Raw genomic sequence first — 24,090 nt, 5'->3', positions numbered from 1 at the left:
CCGGCCCCCCGCCTTGTCGGTCGGATCGTGTCACGCTCACCCGGGTCAAACAAGCGAATCCGCATGGAGTTGACACGATTGCAACGAATCCCGTGTCCTTCGTGGGTAGGGTGAGCCCCATGCGCCCCCTCGCCAGCGGTTCGTCATGAGCAGGTCCCGGCGCGGCCATGTCGTGCTCGACGACGTCTCGAAGGCGATCATCGAGCAGCTCCAGCAAGATGGCCGTCGCTCCTACGCCGCCATCGGCAAGGTCGTGGGCCTCTCGGAGGCAGCGGTTCGCCAGCGCGTGCAGCGCCTGACCGAGAGCGGCGTGATGCAGGTCGTCGCCGTCACCGACCCGCTCCAGCTCGGGTTCGCCCGCCAGGCGATGGTCGGCATCAGGGCGCACGGTGAGCTCGAGCTGGTCGCCGAGGCGCTCAGCGAGCTCGAAGAGGTCGACTACGTCGTGATCACCGCCGGCACCTACGACATCCTCGCGGAGGTCGTCGCCGAGAGCGACGACCACCTGCTCGAGCTCATCTCCCACAAGATCCGCACGGTCCCCAACGTCGAGAGCACCGAGACGTTCATGTACCTGAAGCTGCAGAAGCAGACCTACTCCTGGGGCGTGCGCTGAGCCCCCTCGACTACCGGTCGCTCTCGTGGTGGCACGAGTCCGCCCAAGCCTCGGGCCTGACCGACTGGACGCCGCGAGCCCCGCTGACCGGTGACCTCGACGTCGACGTGGCCGTCGTCGGCGCCGGCTTCACCGGACTGTGGACCGCCTACTACCTGGCAGAGGCCGACCCGACCCTGCGGATCGCCGTCTTGGAGTCCGAGGTCGCGGGCTTCGGCGCATCGGGCCGCAACGGCGGCTGGTGCTCGGCGCTGTTCCCCGCGTCTCTCGACAAGCTCGCCCACCTGCGCGGCGGCCCTCCCGACCGCGATGGCGCACTGGCACTCCACTCGGCGATGCGCGCGACGGTCGACGAGGTCGGGCGAGCAGCCGTCGCCGAGGGCATCGATGCCCACTGGGCCAAGGGCGGCACCATCGTGCTCGCCCGCACCCGCGCGCAGCTGACCCGGGCCAAGGCCGACATCGCGCACGCCCGGCGGTGGGGTCTCGGCGAGGACGAAGTCCGGCTGATGGCCGGTCAGGAGGCCCGCGGCGTCCTGGGTGCAACCCGCGTGCGCGGCGCGACGTACACCCCCGACTGTGCGGCCATCCACCCGGGCCGCCTCGTGACGGGCCTCGCGGCTGCCGTCGAACGTCGTGGCGTCACGATCTACGAGCGCACCCCGGTGACCAGGATCGCCCAGGGCCGGGCGCACACCGCACACGGGACGGTGCGAGCCGACGTCGTGGTCCGCGCGACCGAGGGCTACACACGCACGCTGGAGGGGCGCCGACGCGAGCTGGTGCCGGTCTACTCGCTGATCATCGCCACGGAGCCGCTGCCTGCCGAGACGTGGGAGCGCATCGGCCTGAGGCGGCGCGAGACGTTCTCCGACCACCGCCACGTGATCATCTACGGCCAGCGCACCGCCGACGATCGACTGGTCTTCGGCGGCCGGGGCGCGCCGTACCACTTCGGGTCGGCGATCAAGCCGGGCTTCGACCGCGACGAGCGCGTCTTCGGCATGCTGCGCGCCACCATGGTCGACCTGTTCCCAGCGCTGGCCTCGGCCCGCATCACCCACTCGTGGGGAGGGGCGCTGGGCGTCGCCAGGGACTGGTGCGCCTCGGTCGGCCTGGACCGCGAGTCCGGGGTGGCCTGGGCCGGCGGGTACGTCGGTGACGGCGTGAGCACGACCAACCTCTCCGGCCGCACGTTGCGTGACCTGATCCTCGGCCACGACACCGAGCTCACGCGCCTGCCGTGGGTCGGGCACTCCTCGCGGACGTGGGAGCCCGAGCCGCTGCGCTGGCTCGGCGCCAACGGCGGCCTGCGAGCGATGCGCCTGGCCGACGTCGAGGAGCGGGTGACGGGCCGCCCGAGCATGATCGCCGAACTGATGGCACCGCTCCTGGGCGGCCACTGAGCCCGATGCGGGCCCGTGGCCGCGGCTGACCCCGCAAGGCCCCCGCAAGGCCCCCGCCTGGGCCATCATGGGCATGTGGAGGAACCGACCGGCACGATGGGCCCGCACCCGACGCTGCCCGTCGTCCGTCTGTCCTCGGCCGGTCAGACCTACATCGCGATCGTCGCGATCCTCGCCGCACTGAGCACGACGACCGACGGCCGTGCCTGGTACGTCGCGCTGGTGCTGCTCACCTTGCCGCTCACCCCGGTCGCCCTCTGGGTCGGCTTCTACGCCGCGCTCGCGACCGGGGCACTGCTCGGTCACGGTCCTGACTCGCTGTCGTGGGCGGTCAACCTGGTCTGGGTGGTGGTGTGGTCGATGACGGCCTGGCTCAACGCCAGGATCCTGGAGAAGGTGCTCTCGCGCGGGTGGGGACGCCGCTGGACGGCCGACGCCCCGTAGCCGGTTCGCTCAGAAGCCGTTGTCGGTCGTGTGCGCCGGCTTGGTGCCCGTGGTCAGCCAGGCGTCGAAGAACGCGGTCAGGTCCTCGCCGGAGATCTGCTCGACCAGGGCCGTAAAGTCCTCGGTGCTGCCGTTGCGGTTGGCCCGGTCGGATGCCCACGTGCGCAGAGTCGTCCAGAAGTCGTCCTCGCCGATGCGGTGGCGCAGGGCCTGCAGGGTCATCGCGCCGCGGTAGTACACCGGCGCGGCGAAGATCTGGTGCGGGCCGGGGTCAGCGATGTCGAGAGTCCACAGCGAGTCGTTGGCGCCGTAGGCGCTCCACATGCCCTCGAGCCACTCCTGGGCATCCTGACCACCGTGAGCCTCTGCGTAGGCCTGCTCCATGAACGTGGCGAACCCCTCGTTGAGCCAGATGTCGCGCCACTGGTGCACCGACACGGAGTCGCCGAACCACTGGTGGGCCAGCTCGTGCACGACGGTGCTGAGGCTGGTGACCTGGTAGGTCGGCCGGGTCTGGTTCTCCAGCGCGAAGCCCGGCTCCAAGGAGGTGACCAGGCCGCCGGTCTGGCTGAACGGGTAGGGGCCGAGCACCGACGCGAGCCAGGCGACGATGCCGGGGGTGCGCTTCATCAGGCGCATCGACTGCTCCTGGGCACCGGACGAGAGCTGACGCGACACGGCGACCAGCCATGGCAGCCCGTCGCGAGTGCCCTGGGCGACCGCGAACTGACCGGCCGCGAAGAAGGCCAGGTAGGGCACCATCGGCTCGTCGGCCTTCCAGCGGTAGGTCACGTGCTGGCCATGGACCCAACGCCCGACGCGACGCCCGTTGGCGATCACCTTCTTGCCCCGCGGCACGGTGACGGTGATGTCCATGTAGGCCTTGTCCTGCGGGTGGTCGTTGGCCGGGAACCACCACGGCGCCATGTGCGGCTGGTTCATCGTGACGACCTCGCGGCCGCTCGCGAGCCAGTTGTGCTCGCCCCAGTAGCCGAACCGGCCCGGGAAGCCGGCGTAGCGGACGACCACGTCGACCTTCTGGCCGGTCTTCAGCGGCTGCGCCGGCTTGACCACCAGCTCGTGGTGGCGGCTCGTCTGGTCGAAGGACGCCTTGCGGCCCGCCACGACGACGCTGCGCACCGGTAGCAGGAAGTCGAGGTTGAACGTCGAGAGGTTCTGGGTCGCCTTCAACGTGATCCGGGTCCGACCGGACAGGTGCCGGTCACCGAAGCGGTAGGTGTCGTAGATGCGGTAGCGCACGACGTTGATGCCGCCGTTGCCATCGAGCGGGAAGTACGGGTCACCGATGCCGGGACCCCCCTTGACCGCACTCTCGGTCACCGGCTCCACACCCGTGGCTGCGGCCGAACCCGTCACCAGCGCGAGCACGAACGCCGCCGTCGCACCCCGTCGTACCCAGCGAGAACTCACCCGGGGAGGCTAGCCCACGGGCTTATTCGGTTGGCCAACAACCGGACGTCCTGCCACAATCGCGGGCGGACCGCACACCGCGTGAGTGCCACCAGTGGAGAGGAGCGTGACATGTCGATCGCCGTCCTTGGCCTGTCCTCGACAAGCCGTTCTTCTTCTCACTCTTGGAGCACTTACAGCAATGTCTTCGACACCGGAGTTCCCAGCCGACTTCCCGGCCTTCTGGCCGTCGCCTGACGAGTATCGTCCAGGCCCCGATCCCCTCGACGGGATCGACCCCAGCTTCGTCTTCGACTTCCGTACCTACGACGAGATCGGCGACGGTCAGCGTTGGACCACCTGGTTCGACGTGGAGCCACTGAGCCGAGGTCCCGAGCCACGCCCCGCATGGGTGGTGGAGTCACGCGGTGCCATCGACACCGAGCTCGGCATCCTCAAGACCGGCAAGGAGGCCGACGTCTTCCTGCTGGAACGCGCCGACCCTCACGACCCGGACAGCGGCGTGGTGATGGCCGCCAAGCGCTACCGCGACCGCGACCACCGCAGCTTCCACCGCTCCTCGGTCTACTCCGAAGGGCGCAGCGTCAAGCGTTCCCGCGACGAGCGAGCCCTCAAGCGCAAGAGCACCTGGGGCCGGATCGTGGCCTCCGGCGAGTGGGCGATCTCCGAGTGGGACGCGCTCAAGCGGCTCTGGCAGCTGGGTGCGGCAGTCCCCTACCCGGTCCAGATCGACGGCACCGAGATCCTGATGGAGTGGATCAACGTCGACGGCGAGACAGCACCGCGGCTCGCGCAGACCCGACCGGACACCGAGCTGCTGGAGTCGTACTACGACCAGGTGCGCGACTTCTTGGCCCTGTTGGTGCACGACGGGATCGTGCACGGCGACCTGTCGCCGTTCAACATCCTGGCCGCCGGCGAACGGCTGGTCGTCATCGACCTTCCCCAGATCGTGGACCTGGTGGGTAACCCCAACGGGATGGACTTCCTGCTGCGCGACTGCACGAACGTGTGCTCGTGGTTCAAGGCCAGGGGCCTCGCGGTCGACGAGCAGGAGCTGTTCGGCGAGCTGATGGCACACGCGTTCTGACTCGGTTCGCCCGGGTGCGGCATACCCCCGTACACCATGTATGTGAAGCTCCACGCCGCACCCGGGGACGAACCATTCAGCGCGCCGGACTACCAGGCGGGCTGTCAACAGCATGACCCGCCCGGGTGCGCGCGAGCATCGCCCGAACGGCCAGGAAATGACCCGATCGGACTACGGGCCCACTGGGGTGATCGGACGATCGGCTCCGGCTAGGTTCACCGGTTGTGAGGCGCAGCCGCGGTCGCGGGATCCAGGTCGACTCGCTGGCCGACTTCGACCGGCGGATGGCGGCGGGAGCGACGACGCTGCGCGGGTGGCGGATCCGGGGCGTCGACCTGACCGGCCGGACCGCCGAGCTCACCGACCTTCGCGTCGGCGGCGCGCTGTTCCTCGGGTGTGGCTTCGCCGACGGCGCGGCGGAGCTGGTCGAGTCCAGAGGGGCAGTCGTGCTGCCGGACCTGCCCCCGACCCCCGTCGACATCCACCTCGACCGCCTGTACCGCCCCTGGGACCTGTACGACGCCCCCACGTACGCCGGCAGCCTCGACGCCCGCACCTACGCCTGGTCGCAGACCGCACACGACCGCGCCGCCTCGATGGCCAAGGCGCTGCACGACCACGCCATCGACGAAGCGCTCCAGGACTGGGTGGCAGGACGACGGCTCGTCGGGGTGATGGGGGGCCATGCCCTCGAGCGGGGCACGCCGGCGTATCGCGACGCCGCGGCCATGGCGCTGCGTCTTGGTGCGCAGTACGTCGTGGCGACCGGTGGCGGGCCGGGTGCGATGGAGGCGGCCAACCTCGGCGGCTACCTCTCCGGCGTCGACCAGGGCTCACTCGACGAAGCGCTCGCGCTGCTGGCGGTCACCCCGTCGTTTCGGCCGTCGGTCGACGATTGGGTACGCGCGGCCTTCGCGGTGCGCGAGCGGTTCCCGGGAGGCGCCGACTCCCTCGGCATCCCGACCTGGTTCTACGGCCACGAGCCGCCCAACGTGATGGCCGGCCCCATCGCCAAGTACGTCCGCAACGCCCAGCGTGAGGCGATCCTGCTGGAGGTGTGCAGTGCCGGCATCGTGTTCCTGCCCGGCGTCGGGGGCACCGTGCAGGAGGTCTTCCAGGACGGGTGCGAGAACTACTACGCCGACGAGTCCTCGGTGGCGCCGATGGTGCTCGTCGGTCGTCGGTACTGGACCGAGCAGCTGCCGGCGTGGCCACTGCTGCAAGCTCTCGCCCGGGGCCGGCCGATGGAGGAGCACGTCCATCTCGTCGACACGGTCGAGGAGGCGAGCGCGCTGTTCGTCTGACTGATCAGCCGAGCGGAACGCGATAGGAGCGCTCCTCGCCGTAGCGCTCGAAGCCCGCGCGCCGCAGGATCGGGCCGGAGGTCTGCACGCGACCGGTGACCAGCGCCATGTGCGCGCCACGTGAGGCAGCGCGACGCAGGCGGGCATCGAGGATCGCGCGGTAGGCACCCTGTCCGCGAGCCTCCTCGCGCACCGCGCCACCCCACAGCCGGGCGACGCCGTTGACCAGCGAGATCCCGCCCGAACCGACGGGCACGCCGTCGAGGTAGGCCACCACCGAACCGCTGCCGACCTCGAAGTCCTTGAGTGCCCGCTGGGTCTCCTCGGCGATCTCGTCCGCAGGGGGCATCGAGTCACCGAACACGTCGGCGCTGACCTGGAGGTTGTCGCGCATCGTCGCGACATCGAGCGCCCAGCGCAGCTCCAGGTGACCGATCGGGCCGAGGTCGGGCAGCCCGTCCGCGAGGTCGAGGGCCAAGACGTCGAGGGTCTCGTCGAGCTCTCCCCCACGCGCCGAGAACACCTCGTCGAGCCCGGGGTCGTTGTGCAGCTTGACCCAGCAGTTCACGAACGGCTGGTCGAAGGCACGGGCCCTGGTCAGCATCTCGTCGACCACGACCTCCGCCGGACGCTCCGGGTCGAAGCGCAACAGCTCGAGTGGGATCGCGAACCACTCCGGCATCCGCACCAGGAGGTACTCGTCGGTCTCCACCCTCGTCGCGTTGGGAGGTACCCAGACCCAGGCCCTGCTCTCGGCCGCGACGACGTCGGGGGGAACGCTCATGCCTCGACCCTAGGTCTCGGTGGCAGCCAGCTGCCCACACGCTCCGTCGATCTCACGACCGCGGGTGTCACGGACGGTGGTCGGGATGCCGTGCGCCTCCAACCGGCGTACGAACTCGCGCTCGTCGGCGGGGTCGGACGCCGTCCACTTCGATCCGGGCGTCGGGTTGAGCGGGATCAGGTTGACGTGGACCCAGCCCCAGTCGCCGTACCCGTTGAGCACCTCGGCCAGCAGGTCGGCGCGCCAGGCCTGGTCGTTGATGCCGCGCATCATGGCGTACTCGATGGAGACCCGGCGCTTGGTGACCTTGGCGTAGTTCCACGCCGCCGCGACGGTCTCGTCGACCGAGAACCTGGTGTTGATCGGCACCAGCTCGTTGCGCAGCTCGTCGTCGGGTGCGTGCAGGCTCAGGGCCAAGGTGACCGGGATGCCCTCGTCGGTGAGCTGCTTGATCCGCGGGACGAGCCCGACCGTGGAGACCGTGATCCCCCGCGCCGACATGCCCAGACCCGCGGGCGAGGGGTCGGTCAGCCGGCGTACGGCGCCGATGACGGCCCGGTAGTTGGCCAGCGGCTCGCCCATGCCCATGAACACGACGTTGGAGACGCGGCCGCGACCGCCCGGCACCTCGTCTCGAGCCAGGGAGCGAGCCCCTGCCACGACCTGCTCGACGATCTCGGCGGTCGACATGTTGCGCTGCAGGCCGCCTTGCCCCGTGGCGCAGAACGGGCAGGCCATCCCGCAGCCGGCCTGGCTGGAGACGCAGATGGTCACGCGGTCGGGGTAGCGCATCAGCACCGACTCGACCAGGGCGCCGTCGAAGAGCCGCCACAACGTCTTGCGCGTCGTGCCCCGGTCGGCCTCGAGCGTCCGCAGCGGCGTCATCAGGTCGGGCAGCAGGGCGGCGACGAGCTCGTCGCGTCGGCCGGCCGGCAGGTCGGTCATCTCGGACGGGTCGTCGGCGAGCCGCCCGAAGTAGTGGTGGGAGAGCTGCTTGGCCCGGAAGCCCGGGAGCCCCATCTCCTCGAGCAGGGCCTTGCGCCCGGGCTCGTCGAGGTCGGCCAGATGCCGCGGCGGCTTGGCTCTGCCGCGCGGGGCATCGAAGACGAGCGGGAGACTCACGGCTCCCTCGGGGACATCGGGCATCACCCGAGTATCGCGTGGTCGAGCGGCGAGGAGATAATCCCGCACCTGCTAGAGGTCGCGCTCCATCATCGCCCACACGACCAGGGAGGCCACGCCACCGACGACCAGGGCGGTCACCACGATGCCGATCAGCATGTAACGGCCGAACCGTCGCGTGTGCGCCGGCCCCATCAGGCCGAGCGGCACCATGAGGCTGAGGAGCACCAAGGGGAACAGGTCGTTGGTGGTCTCGTCGTCGACCAGCAGGTGCAGCAGGCCCACGAAGACAGCCGGGACGACGGCCACGAAGGCCAGCCCGGTGAAGAATCCGGTCAGGGCGCTGAACGTCGGATGGTCGCGGTGCCACCAGCTCGGCTGCGGCTGTGACTCACCTTGGCCTGGAGCGCCTGGAGCCCCGGGAGCCTCGGCGTGCGCGCGGATGCTCGCGTTCATCGGCGCTGCTCCTTCCCGGAAGACGCGCTCGGGGTACCTGCCCACAGTAGGCCCACTCCCCCGTGCTGGCGGGCATTTCGCGGCGAGGTGATCGGCAGGCACAAGAGCTACCACCGGACCCAGGGCACCCACAGCGAGTCCGAGGCGACCGCCCAGACCAGGCCGGCGACGCCGAGTCCGGCCAGCACCCCGAGATAGGCCAGCACGTTGCGAGTGTCGCCGAGCAGGCACCGCGAGCGCAGCAGACCAGCTCGCCGCGCTCTGGTGTAGCCCACGATGCCGAGCACGGCGAAGAACGCGAGCGCCGCAGGGCCCAGCAGCCACCCCAGCAAGGCGATGGTGGCGAAGATGCACAGCCGCAGGGGGTCGTACGGCGTGGGGGCCGGCGCCCGGTCCGGCTCGACGAGCCGAGGGTCACTCATGTCGCCTCGATCAGGGGCAGCCCCACAGCCGTGGAGAGACGGCTGGCCGACAGCGGGGCCCAGGCCTGTACGGCACAAAACGGTGCGCACTGGTGATCGCTGGTCGCGCTGTTGACCGTCGCCACGTGGACGCAGCACTGGGTGAGGCGCTCCTCGATCATCGTGTTCATGTCCATGAAGGGCTTGACGGTCACGCGCAGGATCCGTTCGCCCAGCAGCGCTCGCAACCGGCGACGCTGGCCGGGCAGCGCACCGGTCGCCAGCGTGGTCAAGGTGCCGATGCCGATGTCGCAGTTGGTGCAGATGTCGCGCCAGATGGAGGCCATCGACGGATGCGAGAGGCTCGACTGCTCCGAGAGGAGGTCGAGCAGGGAGTTCTTGACGACCTGCTTCATCGCCTCCGGGATCGTGTCGTCGGCGATCCGGTTGGCCAGCAGGTCGGGTTCGAGGTCCAGCCACTGCTTGAGCCGGTCGTGCCCGATCAGGTTGGTCAGCGACTGCCAGGTGCCCGAGTCGTCGCGCAGCAGGTAGCCGACCGAGCAGCAGTGCGGGTGCGAGCACGGCAGCGCGGTCAGGTCGCGCCAGGTGACCTCGCCGGCCGTCTGCTCCTCCAGGCGCGCCAGCACGCCGGTGTGGGTGAGTCGTTCGAGCGGGTCGATGGCCCCGGTCCGCCCCGAGCCGAACACCGGCTGGATCGTCACCCCACCGACGTACGGCGTGTCCAGGGCTCGCTTGACGACCTTGCCGATCTCGTCGTCGTTGACCCCGAGGGCGGCCGTCATGGTCAAGGTGGTGAAGATCCCCCGCGACGAGAGCCGCTCGATCGCCTTGTCCTTGAAGCGCCGGATATCGGCGCCGCGGTGGTAGGCCGAGGCCTCGGCCGACTCACCGTCGTACTGGAGGTAGACCTCGACGCGCTCGCGGTGCTCGGTCAGCAGGTCCAGCAGGTCGTCGTCCTGGGCGACACGCAGCCCGTTGGTGTTGATCAGGACGCGGACGATCGGCCGGTTCGCGACCGCTCGCAGCAGCTCGGTCAGCCACGGGTAGAGCGTCGGCTCACCGCCCGAGAGCATCAGCACGTCGATGCGGGAGTTCTCGCGCGACAGCCGCGTGTCGATCGAGGCGAGCACCTGCTCGAGCGGCGCGACCGACGCTCGCGCCGGGGACGACTCCGCGAAGCAGGTGGGGCACTTCAGGTTGCAGTGGTCGAGGAGGTCCTCGAGCAGGATGCAGGTGTGCTGGGTCTGCATCTCCGGCAGCCCGTCGGCGTAGGCCGCGGGCACCGGCTTGAAGTTGCCGCGCAGGTCGGGCTCGTGCCGCTTGGTCGGGGCGGTCCACTGCTCGAGGTAGGTCAGGATCTCGGGCGACTCGTCGTACATCGTCCGCACGAGGCCGTGCACGCGGCAGCCGCGCTCGAGCCAGATGCGGTCGTCACGCTCGACCAGCCAGCCCGAGAGCCGCTGCACCTCGGCCAGGGGCCGGTCGGGCCGCTCCTCGTGGCAGACCGGACAGAACGCGTTGACGTAGCGATGGATCCGGTCACCTCGCAGCGGCATCCCGCTCATACCGGCACCCCCTCGGTGGTCGAGCCTGTCGAGACCGTCGCGCCACGATAGGCGCCGCGTCGTACCTGCCAGAGGATGCGGGCGAGTACGAGCGGGATCGTCGCCAGCAAGAACAGCTGTGGCCGCGTCAGTCCCGCCCAGGCGACCTCGTTGCCGCGCACGAACTCGACCAGGAAGCGGAAGACCGCATAGGCCGCGACGTACCAGACGAAGGTCTCCCCCGGCGGCAGGCTGCGGCGACGCAGCCACCACCAGATGGCCGCGAAGGCGACCAGGTGGAAGGCGATCTCGTAGGCGAACGACGGGTGCAGAGGTACGCCGGCAGGCATGCCGGTCCGGGCGGCGGCAGCATCGTCGAGGGTGATGCCCCACGGCAGGCCGGTCGGCGTGCCGGGCTGTTCGGTGAGCAGGCAGCCGACCCGCCCGATGGCCATCCCCAGCGCCACCGCCGGCGCGAACAGGTCGCCGGTGCGCGTTCGGTAGCCGGTCAGGCGCTTGGCGACGTGGACACCCAGCCACGCGCCGACCAGTCCGCCCAGGATCGACCTGTTGCCGTAGAGCCACTGCTCGGCCAGGCTCGCGTTCTGCCGGAGGTCGACGTGCTGCAGCCAGGTGCCGAGCCGCATGAAGACGGCGCCACCCACGAGCGCACCCATCACGACGTAGAGGATCCGCTCGTCGGTCTGGCCGCGCCTGCGGGCCTCGTGGACGAAGACGGCCGCGGCCGCCAGCACGCCCAGCAGCACGAAGAACCCGTGGGTGTCGACCGGAAGCCCGAACCCCAGGAGGTCACCGAGTGTCGGGTACACGCGAGCTCAGGCGCCGCCGTTGACGGCTGCGATCAGCGACCCGCACACCCCGGCGAAGACGATCGCACCGATGGCCAGGCCCATCACGAGTCCGGCGGCCGCCTGGCGGGTTCGTCGCAGGCACAAGAGCACCACGGCCACCGGTAGCGGGAGGAACAGCAGGACGACGCCGAGCCAGTTCGGGAACCCAGGCGCGTTCTCCTGGCTGATGGCCAGCAAGAACACCAGGAAGATCCAGACGATCGTGACGACGAAGCCCACGATGATGCCGACGACGACCAGTCCGGCCCGGATGCGGCCGGGTTCGTCCGGCCCGCCGGCATAGGGATTGCTCACGCCGACAGCGTCTCAGATGACGGCCCTAGAAGACCGCATAGTGGAGCAGCAGCCAGATCGGGGCGATCGTGGCGAGCAAGGAGTCGAGGCGGTCCATCAGGCCGCCGTGACCCGGCACCACCTGGCTCATGTCCTTGATGCCGAGGTCGCGCTTGATGACCGACTCGCACAGGTCGCCCAAGGTCGCCATCACCACCGCGATCAGTCCGAGCGCGACCCCGACCCTCCAGTCGCCGTCGAGCAGCCAGACGACCAGCCCCACCCCGACGGCGACGCAGAACACCGCGGATCCGGCAAAGCCCTCCCACGACTTCTTCGGCGAGATCACCGGCGCCATCGGATGCCGGCCGAACAGCACACCCGCGATGTAGCCGCCGATGTCGGAGGCGATGGTGACCAGGATGAAGACCACGATGCCCTTGACGCCGTCGTCCCAGCGGTCGAACTCCCAGGCGCCACCCTCGGCCAGGAGCAGGGCCACGAACGAGCCGAGGAAGGGTACGTAGACGAGCACGAAGACCGACGCCGAGGCGTTCTGGACGTAGCCGGCGACTCCCCTGCGCAGCAGCCACAGCATCGTGACGAGCGCGGTCACGGCGGTTGCGGTGACCAGGGCGGGCGCGCCGAAGGAGTAGGCCAGGCCCACCATCACCACGCCGCCGGCCATCAACGGCTGCTCGGGGATGTCGATCTGCTTGGCGGACAGACCCCGGTGCAGCTCCCAGATGGCGACCACCACCGCGGCCGCGACGATGAGCATGAAGGCCGGCTTCCAGAAGGCCAGCGACAGCGCGATCGCAGCCAGCAACACGACGGCCGAGGCCACCGCTGCCGGCAGGTCCCGGCCGGCGCGGCCGTGGTCCTTCTTGGCCGGCTCGGCGGCCGGCCCGGTCGGAGTACCGGCCTGGGTCATCTCGAGCCCTCTCGCTCTCAGACCTCGAGCAGCTCGGCTTCCTTGTGCTTGAGCAGGTCGTCGATCTTGTCGGTGTGGTTCTTGGTCATGCCGTCGAGTCGCTTCTCGGCGCCTGCAGCGTCGTCCTTGCCGACCTCGCCGTCCTTCTCCAGCTTCTCCAGCCCCTGCTTGGCGTGACGGCGCAGGTTGCGGATGGCGACCCTGCCCTCCTCTGCCTTGTGGCGGGCGACCTTGATGTACTCCTTGCGGCGCTCCTCGGTGAGCTCGGGGAAGACGCAGCGCAAGACCTTGCCGTCGTTGGCGGGGTTGACGCCGAGGTCGGAGTCGCGGATGGCGCGCTCGATGTTGCCGATCGCGCCCATGTCGTAGGGGGCGACCAGGATGATGCGCGCCTCGGGTGAGGTGAACGACGCGAGCTGCTGGATCGGTGTCGGTGTGCCGTAGTAGTCGACCATGATCTTGCTGAACATCGTCGGGTTGGCCCGCCCGGCCCGGATCGCGGCGAACTCCTCACGCGTCGACTCCACCGACTTGTCCATCTTGGCGTCGGCCTCGTTGAGGATGTCGTTGATCACGTCGAGCTCCTATCGGTCGGCTGGGTGTCAGCCGGCGTTGACCAGCGTGCCGATCTTCTCACCCTGTGCCGCGCGCAGGATGTTGCCCTCGGGCTCCAGGCCCATCACGATCATGGGCAGCTTGTTCTCGGCGGCCAGGGTGAAGGCCGTCTGGTCGACGACCTTGAGGTCACGGCTGATCGCCTCGTCGTAGGTCAAGGTGTCGAAGCGCGTCGCGGACGGGTCCTTGTGGGGGTCGGCGGAGTAGACCCCGTCGACGCCGTTCTTGGTGAACAGCACGGCCTCGCAGTGGGTCTCCAGCGCCCGCTGGACCGCCACCGTGTCGGTGGTGAAGAACGGCAGGCCCATGCCGGCACCGAAGATGACCACCCGGCCCTTCTCCATGTGCCGGATCGCCCGCAACGGGATGTAGGGCTCGGCGATCTGGCCCATCGCGATCGCGGTCTGCACCCGCGTCACCACGTTGCGTTGCTCGAGGAACTCCTGCAGGGCCAGGCAGTTCATCACGATGCCCAACATGCCCATGTAGTCGGCGCGCACGCCGTCCATGCCGCGCTGGCGGAGCTCGGCGCCACGGAAGAAGTTGCCGCCGCCGATGACGACCGCGATCTGGAAGCCCGCGGCCGAGACGGAGGCGATCTCCCGGGCGATCCGCGAGACGACGTCGGGGTCGACCCCGAGCTTGCCACCCCCGAACTCCTCACCCGAGAGCTTGAGCAGGACGCGTCGGTACTGGGTCACGCGGCGGTGTTCCTTCCGGTCGGTCGGTGCCTGGTCCCATGAGGGGGCACGGAAAAGGCCGGTCCCGATGCTCGCTGAGTCATCGCAACCGGCCTCCTCATGGGTCAGGGAGGAACCTACCTGCTCAGGCCCCGACCTCGAAACGCGCGAACCGCTTCAGGGAGGTGCCGGACTCGTCGAGCACCGCCTTGACGGTCTTCTTGTTCTCGGTCACCGACGGCTGCTCGAGCAGCACGACGTCCTTGAAGAAGCCGTTGAGCCGGCCCTCGGTGATCTTGGCGATCGCCTGCTCCGGCTTGCCCTCCTCGCGAGAGGTGGCCTCGGCGATCTCACGCTCCTTGGCCACGACGTCAGCCGGGACCTCGTCGCGGGTGAGGTACTGCGGGCGCATGGCCGCGATCTGCATCGCCGCTCCTCGGGCGGCGTCGGCGTCGCCGGAGTACTCGACGAGCACCCCGACCGCCGGGGGCAGGTCAGCGGCACGCTTGTGGAGGTAGGCCACGACCGGGCCGTCGAAGAAGGCGTACTGGCCGAGCTCGATCTTCTCGCCGATGGAGATGGCCAGGCCCTCGACGACCTCGCCGACGGTCTGGTCGTCCAGGGCGACGCCCTTGAGCGCCTCGAGGTCGGCCGCCTTGGCCTCCGAGGCCGCGTCGGCGATGCGCTGCGCCGTCGCGACGAAGTCCTCGCCCTTGGCCACGAAGTCGGTCTCGCACTTGAGCTCGACCAGCACGCCGGGAGCGTGGGCGACCAGCCCTGCCGACGCCTCGCGCTCGGCACCTCGCTTGGCCGCCTTGGCGGCGCCCCTGGTGCGCAGGATGTCGATGGCGGCGTCGAAGTCGCCGTCGGCCTCCTCGAGGGCCTTCTTGCAGTCCATCATCCCGGCGCCGGTCATCTCCCGGAGCTTCTTGACGTCTGCAGCGGTGAAGCTAGCCATGTCTCTGTCTTCCTCGACTTCTCTCGAATGCCTCAGGGTCGGTGGTGGACCCTCAGGCCTTGTCCTCGTCTGCGGCCTCATCGACCGGGGCGTCCTCCGCCGGGGCGTCCTCAGCCGGGGTCTCCTCAGCGACGGGCTCCTCGGCGACGGGCTCCGCGGCGACGGGCTCCTCGGCAGGGGCCTCGGCCTCCGGAGCGTCCGCCGAAACGGCCTCGGCGGCCGGCTCGTCGGCGGCTGCCTCGGCAGCCGGCTCCTCGGTCACGGCTTCGGCAGCCGGCTCGTCGGTGGCTGCCTCAGGGACCTCGACCGCCTCGGAGCTGGCTCCGGTGGACTCCGCGGCGGGGGCCTCGGCGGACTCGTCGCCACCGGTGGCGGCAACAGCGGCCTGGTCGGCGTCGCCACCCAGCAGCTCGCGCTCCCACTCGGCCAGGGGCTCCTCGGCGCCGGCCTCGGCACCCTCGGTCTTGACTCCCGAGCGGGCGATCAGGCCCTCGGCGACGGCGTCGGCGACCACGCGGGTCAGCAGGCCGACCGCCCGGATCGCGTCGTCGTTGCCCGGGATCGGGAAGTCGACGAGGTCGGGGTCGCAGTTGGAGTCGAGGATGCCCACGATCGGGATGCGCAGCTTGCGCGCCTCCTCGACGGCGAGGTGCTCCTTGTTGGTGTCGACGATCCAGACGGCGGCGGGCGTGCGGGTCATCTCGCGGATGCCACCGAGCGACTTGTCGAGCTTGTCGCGCTCGCGTCGCATCTGGAGCAGTTCCTTCTTCGTGCGTCCCGAGCCGGCGACGTCGTCGAAGTCGACCTCGTCGAGCTCCTTGAGGCGGTTGATCCGCTGGTGCACGGTCGAGAAGTTGGTGAGCATGCCGCCGAGCCAGCGCTGGTTGACGTAGGGCATGCCGACGCGGGTCGCCTGCTCGGCGATGGCCTCCTGGGCCTGCTTCTTGGTGCCGACGAACATGATCGTGCCGCCCTTGGCGACGATCTCCTTGATGAAGGCGTAGGAGCGGTCGATGTAGGCCAGCGACTGCTGCAGATCGATGATGTAGATGCCGTTGCGCTCGGTCATGATGAAGCGCTTCATCTTCGGGTTCCAGCGTCGGGTCTGGTGCCCGAAGTGCACGCCGCTCTCGAGGAGCTGGCGCATGGTGACGACTGCCATGAAGTTTTCTCCTGTGGTGGGAGGCGCCTGCATCTGCCCCGTCCTGCGTGCAGGGGGGGCCGGCGAACGCTCTCCGGTTGTTTTTCAGTTCTTGCGAGCCGGCGGGTGCCGATCGCCCTGACGCCAGCGCGAGCTCCGACCCGGCCAAAGGAGGCCGGGACCGAGGAAGCTCGCCCACGGGTGGTCGGTGCCCCAGAAGTCAGAGCGCCGTCGTGGTCTGCGGACGTGCGAAGTCAGCTCCCGGAGGAGCTGCTCGGACCAGGGTACGCGAGCGCGGTGACGGTCGCCAATCGCGCTAACCCGCTGCTCGCCGTGCCCGCCGATCGTCCACACGACGACTTCACGTACGGCGGCTCCACAGCCCTCCGTCTCGCTGGCGCACCCTGGTCGCTCAGGTGGTGACGATGGCTCGATGAACGCTCCCCGACGACGCTCACCCCTGGTCCTCCTGGTGTCCGTGATGGCCAGCGCGCTGCTCACCTCGCCTGCGGCTGCCGACACCGAGCCGGTCGGTGTCTGGCCGCTGCAGCCTCGTCCCGAGGTGGTGCGCGGCTTCGACCCTCCCGAGGTGGCCTGGGGCTCGGGTCATCGCGGTGTGGACCTGCTCGGCCACCTCGGCCAGCGCGTCCACGCGGCTCTGCCCGGCACGGTGACCTTCGCCGGCATGCTGGCCGGCAGAGGGGTGGTCGTGCTCAGCCATGGCGAGACTCGCACGACCTACGAGCCGGTCTCTGCCTCGGTGCGTGTCGGCACGTCGGTGGGCCAGGGCGAGGTGCTCGGCAGGTTGACCTACTTCGGGTCCCACTGCCTGCCGCGCACCTGTCTGCACTGGGGGTGGCTGCGGGGCCGGACCTACCTCGATCCCCTCGATCTCGTGGGAGCGGGACCCGTTCGCCTGCTGCCCCTGTGGCGCGGCCAGCCCGTGGCGTCCAGCATGGCGCGCTCGTCAGCGAGCGTGCTGGCGCGGGCCAACCCCTATCAGGCAATCCTCGACCAGCTCTCGCGGCTGACCCGCTGGTCCCCCGATCTGGCTCAGGCGCGAGGATGCGCCTGCTGGTAGGCCCGCCGCAGCCGTTCGGAGCTGACGTGCGTATACAGCTGGGTGGTGGCCAGGCTTGCGTGGCCCAGCATCTCCTGCACCGCTCGCAGGTCGGCGCCTCCTTCGAGCAGGTGCGTCGCCGCGGTGTGACGCAGGCCGTGCGGGCCGATGTCAGGTGCTCCCGGAATCTCCGCGATGCGCCGGTGCACCAGGGTCCGCACCGCGCGCTGGTCGACGCGTCGACCCCGTGCGCCGACGAACAACGCCGCGCCCGCATCATCCGCACACAGGGCCGCCCTGCCCTGCACGAGCCAGCGGTCCAGCGCACGAGCGGCTGGGTGGCCGAAAGGCACGCTGCGTTCCTTGCGGCCCTTGCCGAAGACCCGCACCAGGTTGCGCTCTCGGTCGACGTCATCGACGTCGAGGGCCACGAGCTCCCCTACGCGGATCCCCGTGGCATACAACAGCTCGAGCATCGCCGCGTCCCGCAACCCCAGGGGTGTGCCGTCGTCGGCAGCCTCGACCGCACGACTCACGAGCTGGGCCGCTTCGTCGGCACGCAGCACGGGCGGCAGGGTGCGGTGGGCCTTGGGTGATCCCAGGCTGGCCCCGCGGTCGCACTCCGCACGTCCGGTGCGTGCCAGCCAGGCCGTGAAGACCCGTGCCGCGGTGGCACGGCGCGCCAAGGTGGTCCGCGAGCGACCGGTCACCTGCTGGTTGGCCAGCCAGCTGCGGAGGGTGCGCAACTGCAGCGCGCCCGGATCGGTGATCCCGAGCCGCGATGCGTGGACCACCAGGCTGGTGACGTCGGCGAGGTAGGCACGCACCGTGTGCGCGCTGAGGTCGCGCTCGACCGCCAGGTGGGTCTCGAAGGCCGCGAGGGTCGCGGCCATCGTCTCGGACAGGTCAGCAGATCGCTCGCCGTCCGGCGTCTGGGTGCTGGCGCGGCTCACCCAGCCGAGCGTAGCGAGCGGCGACCGCGGATCGGCGCACCCAGCTCCTGACGGTCCAGGTGGCGCTGGATGATCGTCTCGGCCCGTTTGTCGATCCCCCACGCCCGCTCGAACTGCGACACGGTCATCGTCGCGAGCTGCTCGCGCACCAGGTGCAGCAGGTCAGCGGCGTGGTCACGGGTGCCCGCGTCGACGTTGACCACGAAGGCCCCGTCGGCGCGGCGGATGACGGCCAGGAAGCCGACACTGGACTGCCGGCCGCGCATGCGCGCGGTGGCGTGCCGGACGGTGCCGAGCGCGCGTGCGATCGGTCCTGTCCGGTGGAGGGTCGATCCGGGGGTCACCTCGCCGGCAGCGCCGGACTGCAGAACGGTGGCGACGTACTCAGACCGTGCTCGGGGGGAGAGCGCAGAGGTCATGGGTCAATCGTAGGAACTTCACGACTTTTCGCAGCCGAATGAGCACCTTCGTCGTCGTTGATCACCCAGCCGCGCGGGGTGTGCTCGACAAACCCGCCCGCCTGCAGTCGGTTGAGGGTCGACTGCGTCTCCAGGAGGCCGACGCCCGCCGTGCGGGAGATGGCGTCGGACCCTGCCGGACTGTGCAGCGGCACCGCCTCCAACACCAGCCGCTGACGCTCCGGCAGGTCGTCTCGGGGGCGGCTGCGCGCACGGCGCCGGGTCGCCAGGTGCTCGCCGCTGGGACCGAGCATCTCGAGCACCTCCTCGCCGTTGGTGACCAAGGTCGCGGCCCCCGTGCGAAGCAGCTGGTGCACGCCTTCGGACTGGGCGGCATTGACAGCTCCCGGCACACCCATGAGAGGTCGATGCAGGCGCGAGGCCCAGGTGGCGGTGTTGAGAGCGCCGCTGCGGATCGCGGCCTCGACGACGACGGTGCCTCGTGCCAACGCGGCGATCAGCCGGTTGCGGGTCAGGAACCGCGAGGGGGTCGGCGAGCGACCCGGGCCCAGCTCGGAGACCACGGCGGTGGTCTCACCGAGGTGCTCGAGGAGCTTGTGGTGGGCCTTGGGGTAGCTGCGGTCGACCCCGCACGCGAGGACGGCGACCGTGCGGCCCGCGGCGGCGAGGGCGCCTCGGTGGGCCGCATGGTCGATGCCGAACGCCGCGCCGGAGATCACGGTGTAGCCCGCGCGCGCGACGCGGGCCGCGATCTCGCTCGCCGCCGACGAGCCCTGGTAGGTCGCGGAGCGTGAGCCCACGACCGCGACGGACTCCTCGAGCTCGTCGAGGCGCAACGGCCCCTTGACCCACAGTCCCAGTGGCGGTCCCCCGCGACCGTGGAGCAGCCCGGCCGACATCAGGTCGTCGAGACGCGCCGGCCACTCGTCGTCACCCGGGACCACGAACCGGATGCCGTCGCGGTCAGCCTGCTCGAGGTCCCGAGCCGGCTGGGTGGCGGCGAGGCGAAGGGCCACGTCTGCGAGCATCCCGTGTCCGGGGTCGCGCTCACGGGCGAGGTGGTCGTGCACCGCGACGGCACCCAGCTGGGCCACGAGGGAGGCCATCCGCGGGTCGCCGGGCTCGCCCAGCGAGCCGAGAGCCACCCGGGCGAGCCGCTCGGGCTCGCGATCTCCGGTCTCGCTCATCCAGCCGCCCTCCGTCGCAGGTGGGCGTCGAGCAATGGCTCCCCCGAGCGGAGCCGGATCGCTGCGTCGAGCTGCGCGAAGCCCGGAGCGTCGACCCCGTCGAGGTCGGCGATCGTCCAGGCCAGGCGATGCACGCGAGTCGCACCACGACGGGTGAGACGGCCACGGAAGATCTCGTCGTCGACCTTGTGCTGCAGCTCCGGTGCCAGTGGCCACTCCCGCTGGAGCACAGGACCGGGGGCCTGCGAGTTGAGCCGCCAGCTGCGGTCGGAGTAGCGCTCATGCTGACGAGCACGGGCGGCCGAGACCCGCAGTCGGACCAGCTCGGAGGTCTCTCGCAGCGCGAACCTGTCGTTGCGCTCGTGGGGCAGAGCCGGCTCGACCTGACGAGTGATGTCGACACGGTCAGTGATCGGCCCGGTGATCTTGGCGCGGTAGTGCTTGCGCGCGGGCTCGAGGCACTCGCACCTGTTGCGACCGTGCTGGGGGTGGTAGTTGCCGCACGGGCACGGGTTGCACGCCATCACGACGAGTCCACGCGCGGGATAGGTGGCGCTGTCCTCACCTCGGGTGATGGTGACCTCACCGCTCTCGAGAGGCTGCCGCAAGGACTCGATCACATCGGAGCGGAACAGGGGAAACTCATCGAGGAAGAGGACCCCGTTGTGGGCGCGGCTCACGTCACCGGGCCTGACCCGTCCGCTGCCTCCGCCGAGCAAGCCCACCTTGCTGACGTCGTGGTGGGGCGCGAAGAACGGCGGTCGCACGATCAGGTCATCGCCTGGGACCAGTGCACCGGCCAGCGAGTGCAGGGCCGTCAGCTCCAGCGACTCCTCCGGGGTCAGGTCGGGCAACAATCCCGGAAGCCGCTCGGCCAGCGTGGTCTTGCCGGCTCCCTTGGGGCCGATGAGCATCAGGTGGTGGCCACCGGCAGCGGCCACCTCGATGGCGTACTTGGCATCGGCCACGCCGTCGACGTCGATCAGGTCGAGCTCGTCGAGCCGCGACTGGCCACGCCAGGTCAGCAGGTCACCGGGCGAGAGCCCGGCGACGGGCGGCGCGTCGGGGACAGGCTCGTCGTTGAGCTGCGCCGAGACCTGCGCGAGCGAGCGCATCCCGAACACGACCATGCCGGGCACCATGGCGGCCTCGCGCACCTGTGGCTCCGGGACGAAGACCTGGCGGATCCCGTGGCGCGAGGCGGCCAGCACCATCGGCAGCACTCCCGGAACCGATCGCAAACCGCCTGAGAGCGTCAGCTCGCCGATGAACAGCGACTCTCTGAGCTCTCCGGTCTTGACCTTGCCGTAGGCCGCCAGCACGGCGACCGCTATCGCGAGGTCGAAGTGCGTGCCTCGCTTGGCGAGGTCGGCGGGTGAGAGCAGGATCGTGATCCGCTTGGTCCCCGGCCACTCGAGCCCGCTGTTGACCACGGCCATCCGACATCGCTCGCGGGCTTCGTTGATGGCGACGTCTGCCCGGCCGACGACGGTCGTGCCGACCACCCCGTTCGAGACGTCGGCCTGGACCTCGATGAGGTGGCCCTGAGCGCCCTGGAGCCAGGTGGCGTGGGCGGTGGCGACCGACATCAGCCGATGCCCCGAACGTGCTCGACGAGCGCCCGGCCCTTGGGCGGCCGGATGACAGCGACCAGGTCGACGCGCAGGTCGCGCGGCTCGGCGACGTGGGAGGCGACCCACTCCTCGGCCACCCGCCGCAGGCGCGCGACCTTGGCGTTGTCGACCGCCTCGTGAGGGAGGCCGCCCGTGTCGCCCGTGCGGGTCTTGACCTCGCACGCCACCAGCACGTCACCGTCGCGCAACAGCAGGTCGACCTCGCCGGTCGCCGTGCTGAAGTTGCGATCGAGCAGCACCATGCCGCCCGTCGTCAGGTGCCGCGCGGCCACCGACTCGCCGTAGGCACCGAGTCCCTGCTTGCGCCTGTCCTTCTGTCTCTCTTCCATTGGCTGCCTCCTCGCGGAACAGCCTGGTCGCAGCAATGGACAACGCCGCCTCCCGTGGTGCGGTCCTGTGGATCAGGCCCGCGGGAAGCGGCGTTGTGCAGGGTTGGGGGGTGCGGGGAAACTCAGTCGATCAGGCGGATGACGCGAGATCCGACACCGAGGTAGTCGATCAGCGGGATGTCGCCCTCGCTCGGGAGCGCATTGAGGCTGAAGAACACCACCTTGATCTGCTTGATGTCGTTGCCTTGCACGGTCAAGCCATTGTCCGATGTGCCGGTGTGTGCGCCCTTGACCGACGCCGTGCTCGCTGTCTCGTCGGTGATGAACGCTGGCCGGAAGTCGATGATCGAGTAGCGGTTGGAACCACCCGAGCCCGGCTGGACCTTGAGGACGGGCACGTAGAAGAACCGTGGCGAGCTCAAGATGGCCGGGTCGAGGACCGGTCCACCGTTGTAGCCGGCCTGGGCGATGGTCTGGATCGAGGTCGTGCCGTCGGTGAAGTAGCAGGTCAGTACGTCGTCGTTGATGCTGGGGTTACCAGTGATCGGAAGCGTCCGGTTGGAGGAGCCACCCGTGGGGTCGCAGCCGGCGCGGGTGTTCTTGGTCCTGAGGACGCCAGTGCCGTAGGTGCTGCCCGTCACCAACCCCTCGGTGGCGACGTTGGCTGCCAGACCGGTGTCGGTGTCGACGCAGTTGACCCCCACCACGAGGGTCACGCCACCACTCGGTGCCGTCTTGGCGCCGTTGACCCCGTCGGAGCACAGGCCGTTGGTTGCGGGCGTCTGGTGCACGACCGGCGACAGCGGCGGCTGGAGGCCGAGCGCGATGTTGGCCGGGATCTGGTTGGCCGTCGCCACGTCGGTGCGAGGGAACTTCAAGGTGCCGAAGTTGCCGGCCGTGGAGCCGGAGGCGCACTGCAGGACGGCGTTACCGACACGGATCGGCAGGGCTTGGGTGCGATCGGACCACTGGTTGGCGCCCGGGTTGGCGCTGCTGTAGACGCGGATCCACCACACCTCGCCGATCGCCGCGACGGAGTTCGGCACGGCAACAGTGATGGTGCCTGCGGCGTTGGGGTCCCAGGGCACCGTCTGGTACGGCGGGCCTGGGGAGGTGCCGACCCGGAACTCGGTCACCTCGACGGGTGCCGACCCGTCCTCCCGGAAGAAGCCGATCTTGCTCACGTTGCGGAACTTCGAGGCCGAGAACGTGACCGTGTTGTTGGTCGAGTTGAGGACCAGGGAGGTCACGACGGTGCCGCTCGAGTCCTTCAACTGGGGGCTCGGAGGCGTCGACGTCTGGCTGTACGTGAGGGTGGAGCCGTTGCTGTCGGACGGGAACGCGAGGGTGGTCGGCGGCGCAGGGGTGGCGAAGCCACCCGCAGGGTCGGCCAACGTCTGCAAGCCGTAGTCACAGCCCGTGACGGCGTACATCGGCATCACGCGCTTGCCAGCGGTGAAGACGTTGACCAGGGCGTCGGCGTCGACGGTCCCGCTGCCGACTCCCAGCATGTTGGCGAAGCCGTAGTCGACCTTGTTATACGGCGCGAGAACCTGGATGCCCTTGGTGGTCGTGGCGTACCCGGTGCCACATGTAGCGCCCGCACAGAAGCGCACCTCGCCGTTGGTCAGGTTGCCGTCGGTCAGCTGAGCCGATGTGATGCAGGTCTTGGTTGTCCAGCACTTGCTCTTGTCGTCTTGGGGCTGGTTGGTGTTCATGGCGTCGCGGACAGCGTCGACCATGGCTGTCGGAATCGTCATGCCCGCTTTGGCGCTCTCGGTCTGCAATCTGGCCGCGGCCAAGGCCCCGTAGTCGGCCTGCGTCTGCGTGTCTGTGATGCGCGCGTAGGCGTTGCCCAGGTCCACGCCCAACGCCGCCAGCGGGAACACCACGAAGGTCACGATCAGCGCGAACATGATGGCGAACGCGCCAGATTCATCCCGACGGCCTCGTCGCGCGGGCGACCGACCGTGGCGCGTCAGCATGCGGCACCACTGTCCGTGGTGTCCTCGATCATGGTCGTGACCGAACGAGTGATGGTCCCGCCGTTGGGCATCGGGAAGAGCCCGATGAGGTCACCGTCGGCCGTCACCGTCACGGTGAGTTGAGTCGTGCCGATGACGGCACCGCTGTTGCTGGAGGGGCTCTTGCTGAAGGTTGTCTGGCTCGGCCGGGAAGCGATCGCGGCCTTGACGTAGTCCGAGGCCTTCGTGCCTGTCCAGCAGTCCCCTACCGCCAGCCGACGGGCAATGTGCGATGACGCGGCTCCCGTTGTCTGAGCGACATAGAAGTACCACCCGTAGGAGATGACCCCGAGCACGAGCGGGATGAACACGATGCCGAAGATCAACCCGAACTCGAGCGCGGCAGCGCCGCGCTCACCAGCGGCTCTGCGCGTCCTCAAACGTCTCAACAC

26 protein-coding genes are annotated in these 24,090 nt (G+C 69.8%); 6 read left to right on the top strand and 20 right to left on the bottom strand.

The features are described from left to right. Positions 1-145 precede the first annotated feature (145 nt). The 3 genes from ISU10_RS19715 to ISU10_RS19705 all read left to right on the top strand — a co-directional run bounded on the left by ISU10_RS19715 (position 146) and on the right by ISU10_RS19705 (position 2,466). A complete protein-coding gene (locus tag ISU10_RS19715) occupies positions 146-616 on the top strand; it encodes an Lrp/AsnC family transcriptional regulator (protein ID WP_194698149.1) in 471 nt (156 codons plus the stop codon). 107 nt (positions 617-723) lie between these two features. Beyond that, positions 724-2,022 carry an NAD(P)/FAD-dependent oxidoreductase gene (locus ISU10_RS19710; RefSeq protein WP_370865739.1) on the top strand — a complete coding sequence of 433 codons (1,299 nt, stop codon included), beginning with the start codon at positions 724-726 and terminating at the stop codon, positions 2,020-2,022. A gap of 75 nt (positions 2,023-2,097) precedes the next feature. Then, complete coding sequence (locus tag ISU10_RS19705; RefSeq protein WP_194698148.1) at positions 2,098-2,466, top strand: hypothetical protein; 369 nt, start codon at positions 2,098-2,100, stop codon at positions 2,464-2,466. Between the two features lie 9 nt (positions 2,467-2,475). On the opposite strand, the gene ISU10_RS19700 is transcribed toward ISU10_RS19705, so the two are convergent. Then, on the bottom strand, positions 2,476-3,897 hold the full coding sequence (locus tag ISU10_RS19700) for a M1 family metallopeptidase (RefSeq protein WP_194698147.1): 1,422 nt from the start codon (positions 3,895-3,897) through the stop codon (positions 2,476-2,478). A 181-nt stretch (positions 3,898-4,078) separates the two neighbouring features. Between ISU10_RS19700 and ISU10_RS19695 the strand changes: the two genes are divergently transcribed. Both ISU10_RS19695 and ISU10_RS19690 read left to right on the top strand, forming a co-directional pair. Then, on the top strand, positions 4,079-4,987 hold the full coding sequence (locus ISU10_RS19695; RefSeq protein ID WP_194698146.1) for a serine protein kinase RIO: 909 nt from the start codon (positions 4,079-4,081) through the stop codon (positions 4,985-4,987). A 224-nt stretch (positions 4,988-5,211) separates the two neighbouring features. After that, positions 5,212-6,291, top strand: coding sequence for an LOG family protein (locus ISU10_RS19690; protein WP_194698145.1), 1,080 nt, complete (start codon positions 5,212-5,214; stop codon positions 6,289-6,291). 4 nt (positions 6,292-6,295) lie between these two features. Here the strand turns inward: ISU10_RS19690 and ISU10_RS19685 are convergent, their stop codons facing one another. The 12 genes from ISU10_RS19685 to rpsB all read right to left on the bottom strand — a co-directional run bounded on the left by ISU10_RS19685 (position 6,296) and on the right by rpsB (position 16,113). Next, a complete protein-coding gene (locus ISU10_RS19685; protein ID WP_194698144.1) occupies positions 6,296-7,075 on the bottom strand; it encodes a GNAT family N-acetyltransferase in 780 nt (259 codons plus the stop codon). A gap of 9 nt (positions 7,076-7,084) precedes the next feature. Then, a complete protein-coding gene (rlmN, locus tag ISU10_RS19680; RefSeq protein WP_194698143.1) occupies positions 7,085-8,221 on the bottom strand; it encodes a dual-specificity RNA methyltransferase RlmN in 1,137 nt (378 codons plus the stop codon). A 48-nt stretch (positions 8,222-8,269) separates the two neighbouring features. After that, positions 8,270-8,653 (bottom strand): hypothetical protein, encoded by a 384-nt coding sequence (locus ISU10_RS19675; protein WP_228501390.1) that lies wholly within the window; start codon positions 8,651-8,653, stop codon positions 8,270-8,272. A 107-nt stretch (positions 8,654-8,760) separates the two neighbouring features. Then, entirely contained in the window at positions 8,761-9,075 is a 315-nt protein-coding gene (locus tag ISU10_RS19670) for a hypothetical protein (RefSeq protein WP_194698142.1), read from the bottom strand. Then, the gene (locus ISU10_RS19665; protein WP_228501389.1) at positions 9,072-10,640 is read right to left on the bottom strand and encodes a radical SAM protein; all 1,569 of its coding nucleotides are present in this window, start codon (positions 10,638-10,640) and stop codon (positions 9,072-9,074) included. The genes ISU10_RS19670 and ISU10_RS19665 overlap by 4 nt, the downstream gene beginning before the upstream one ends. Next, positions 10,637-11,449, bottom strand: a complete 813-nt coding sequence (locus ISU10_RS19660; protein ID WP_194698141.1) for a prolipoprotein diacylglyceryl transferase — start codon at positions 11,447-11,449, stop codon at positions 10,637-10,639. Before ISU10_RS19660 ends, ISU10_RS19665 begins: the two co-directional genes overlap by 4 nt. A gap of 6 nt (positions 11,450-11,455) precedes the next feature. Further along, on the bottom strand, positions 11,456-11,785 hold the full coding sequence (locus ISU10_RS19655; RefSeq protein ID WP_194698140.1) for a hypothetical protein: 330 nt from the start codon (positions 11,783-11,785) through the stop codon (positions 11,456-11,458). 25 nt (positions 11,786-11,810) lie between these two features. Then, on the bottom strand, positions 11,811-12,698 hold the full coding sequence (locus tag ISU10_RS19650; RefSeq protein ID WP_194698139.1) for a phosphatidate cytidylyltransferase: 888 nt from the start codon (positions 12,696-12,698) through the stop codon (positions 11,811-11,813). A 17-nt stretch (positions 12,699-12,715) separates the two neighbouring features. Further along, positions 12,716-13,270 (bottom strand): ribosome recycling factor, encoded by a 555-nt coding sequence (gene frr / locus ISU10_RS19645; protein ID WP_370865740.1) that lies wholly within the window; start codon positions 13,268-13,270, stop codon positions 12,716-12,718. A gap of 30 nt (positions 13,271-13,300) precedes the next feature. Then, the gene (gene pyrH, locus ISU10_RS19640; protein ID WP_370865738.1) at positions 13,301-14,014 is read right to left on the bottom strand and encodes a UMP kinase; all 714 of its coding nucleotides are present in this window, start codon (positions 14,012-14,014) and stop codon (positions 13,301-13,303) included. Between the two features lie 124 nt (positions 14,015-14,138). Then, on the bottom strand, positions 14,139-14,951 hold the full coding sequence (gene tsf / locus ISU10_RS19635; protein WP_194698137.1) for a translation elongation factor Ts: 813 nt from the start codon (positions 14,949-14,951) through the stop codon (positions 14,139-14,141). Positions 14,952-15,003: 52 nt separating this feature from the next. Then, positions 15,004-16,113, bottom strand: a complete 1,110-nt coding sequence (gene rpsB, locus ISU10_RS19630; protein WP_194698136.1) for a 30S ribosomal protein S2 — start codon at positions 16,111-16,113, stop codon at positions 15,004-15,006. A gap of 412 nt (positions 16,114-16,525) precedes the next feature. Between rpsB and ISU10_RS19625 the strand changes: the two genes are divergently transcribed. Beyond that, complete coding sequence (locus ISU10_RS19625) at positions 16,526-17,173, top strand: M23 family metallopeptidase (protein ID WP_194698135.1); 648 nt, start codon at positions 16,526-16,528, stop codon at positions 17,171-17,173. Here ISU10_RS19625 and ISU10_RS19620 read toward each other — a convergent pair. The 7 genes from ISU10_RS19620 to ISU10_RS19590 form a co-directional block, all read right to left on the bottom strand. Further along, complete coding sequence (locus ISU10_RS19620; protein WP_194698156.1) at positions 17,146-18,045, bottom strand: tyrosine recombinase XerC; 900 nt, start codon at positions 18,043-18,045, stop codon at positions 17,146-17,148. The two genes, ISU10_RS19625 and ISU10_RS19620, sit on opposite strands and share 28 nt — an antisense overlap. 56 nt (positions 18,046-18,101) lie before the next feature. Next, positions 18,102-18,524 (bottom strand): hypothetical protein, encoded by a 423-nt coding sequence (locus ISU10_RS19615; protein ID WP_194698134.1) that lies wholly within the window; start codon positions 18,522-18,524, stop codon positions 18,102-18,104. Next, positions 18,521-19,711: a DNA-processing protein DprA gene (dprA, locus tag ISU10_RS19610; RefSeq protein WP_194698133.1), complete on the bottom strand. Its 1,191-nt coding sequence runs from the start codon at positions 19,709-19,711 to the stop codon at positions 18,521-18,523. The genes ISU10_RS19615 and dprA overlap by 4 nt, the downstream gene beginning before the upstream one ends. Next, positions 19,708-21,300 (bottom strand): YifB family Mg chelatase-like AAA ATPase, encoded by a 1,593-nt coding sequence (locus ISU10_RS19605; RefSeq protein ID WP_194698132.1) that lies wholly within the window; start codon positions 21,298-21,300, stop codon positions 19,708-19,710. The genes dprA and ISU10_RS19605 overlap by 4 nt, the downstream gene beginning before the upstream one ends. Next, positions 21,300-21,674 (bottom strand): YraN family protein, encoded by a 375-nt coding sequence (locus ISU10_RS19600; RefSeq protein WP_194698131.1) that lies wholly within the window; start codon positions 21,672-21,674, stop codon positions 21,300-21,302. Before ISU10_RS19600 ends, ISU10_RS19605 begins: the two co-directional genes overlap by 1 nt. 122 nt (positions 21,675-21,796) lie before the next feature. After that, complete coding sequence (locus ISU10_RS19595) at positions 21,797-23,590, bottom strand: Tad domain-containing protein (RefSeq protein WP_194698130.1); 1,794 nt, start codon at positions 23,588-23,590, stop codon at positions 21,797-21,799. 62 nt (positions 23,591-23,652) lie between these two features. Next, entirely contained in the window at positions 23,653-24,078 is a 426-nt protein-coding gene (locus ISU10_RS19590; RefSeq protein ID WP_194698129.1) for a TadE family protein, read from the bottom strand. Positions 24,079-24,090 lie beyond the last annotated feature (12 nt).

Origin of the sequence: Nocardioides agariphilus (genome assembly GCF_015352445.1) — a bacterium.
GTDB classification, from domain to species: Bacteria; Actinomycetota; Actinomycetes; order Propionibacteriales; family Nocardioidaceae; genus Nocardioides; species Nocardioides agariphilus.
This window is presented reverse-complemented; position numbering and strand designations above follow the sequence as displayed.